The organism is Paraburkholderia sp. GAS32 (genome assembly GCF_050434225.1).
Taxonomy (GTDB): Bacteria; Pseudomonadota; Gammaproteobacteria; order Burkholderiales; family Burkholderiaceae; genus Paraburkholderia; species Paraburkholderia madseniana.
On sequence record NZ_JBNPVS010000128.1, the window covers coordinates 1 to 1429 of the forward strand.

Annotated in this window: 2 pseudogenes; both read right to left on the reverse strand. The window is 61.7% G+C overall.

The window, feature by feature from the left end:
* A pseudogene (locus tag P3T25_RS48500) lies at positions 1 to 783 on the reverse strand (putative bifunctional diguanylate cyclase/phosphodiesterase); the annotation flags it as partial.
* Between the two features lie 130 nt (positions 784 to 913).
* Positions 914 to 1429, reverse strand: a pseudogene (locus tag P3T25_RS48505) (hypothetical protein); the annotation flags it as partial.

A 1429-nucleotide genomic window follows, 5' to 3' on the forward strand; every position in this document is an offset into this window, starting at 1 on the left:
GAATTGCCGCAACAGCGCGATATGATCGGGCGGGATAACCCAGCCCATCCATTCGGTATCGAAGCCCATTGCGTTGGCGCTCAACCGGAGGTTGCCGACAAGCCAGGCGGCGAAAATCACGTAAGTCCATTCGCGATTGATGATTGCCGTAACAAACACGAAGATCGCGAGCGTCAGCAGGCCGCCGGTGATCAGCGCAACGCTCTGTTGGAAATCGAGGGCGGATACTTCGAGCTTGTCGCGGCTCGATGCGGACGCGGTGATATACGCGGGTCCGGAGAACGTGCCTCGGCACAGGATCTGCGCAGGGAGGGCGTGGTCGTCGAGCCTGAGCGCAAAGCCGGCGTTGTTGACGCGCATCTCGCCGCTCGTGCGGTGGCGGTCGCTCGCGCCGAGCAGCGTAAGGACTGGGCCCGTCCGCCAGCAGGACAGCGTCTGCGCGTGCCGCGACGGCAAGTCGATGAATGTGGCGCCTTCACCGGCCAGGGCAGGCACGGTGAGCATGAACCAGAATGGCGTTTCCGCGAGATGGGTACTGAAACGTGCAGTGGGCACGGTGTCGCGTAGGCGCGTGATGGCAATCGAGGGTGGCAGTGTCGCCGACAGATCCGCAATCACAGGAAAGCTGAGCGGGACCGTTCCCGTAGTATCGAATTGGCGCGGCGCCCAGAGCATGACTGCGACGCTGCCAAGCACAATCACAAATGGCGCCACGTATACTGAGAACCGCTGGAAAGCCCAGCCGGTCAGTCGGTCCCGAAACGCCCACTTAAGGCTTGTCATTTGCTGCCCTTCCCCAATGACTTCATTCTCGATTTCATTGCGATGCTGCGATAGTCAGCAGCGAAAGCACGACTGCGCTGACGCCACCGACCTGTTGTCCGCGCGAATGCCATCGGGCGGACATCTTGCTTTACGCTCCGCTCAGCGACCGCAGAGGGCCTGAGGCGCTGCTCGGCGGGCCGCTGCACTCAGTGCCGTGGCCGGTTTCACCCTGTTTCGATGCAACACTGACGTCGATGTCGACGTGATCGGTCTCAAAAAAGAATCCGAAGAACGGATGGTTGACCTTCGCCCAGCGCTGACGGACTAAAGCAACTGGTTTCGCCATCACCCGATGCGGCAACCCGCCAACGTGCGCCATCGGCAGGAATTCGTTTTCGCCGTATACATCGCCGAACAGCATCGCTTCGTATTCCCGATCGAGCGGGGAACGCGCCGTAATTAACATCCAGTCGACCCCGTTCTGCGCGCAATACATGAAAAATGCCTTGCACAGCGCCACCTTCACCACCCGACCGATCGCACCGCGCGCGACGCCGAGCCTCGTCGCCTCGGCGAGGCTCGCCTGGCTCAGCCAGTCCGGCAGGCGGACCGATTGTTCGACGGCAAGCGGACCGAATGCATTCGTCTGGACCCGCATGGTGCC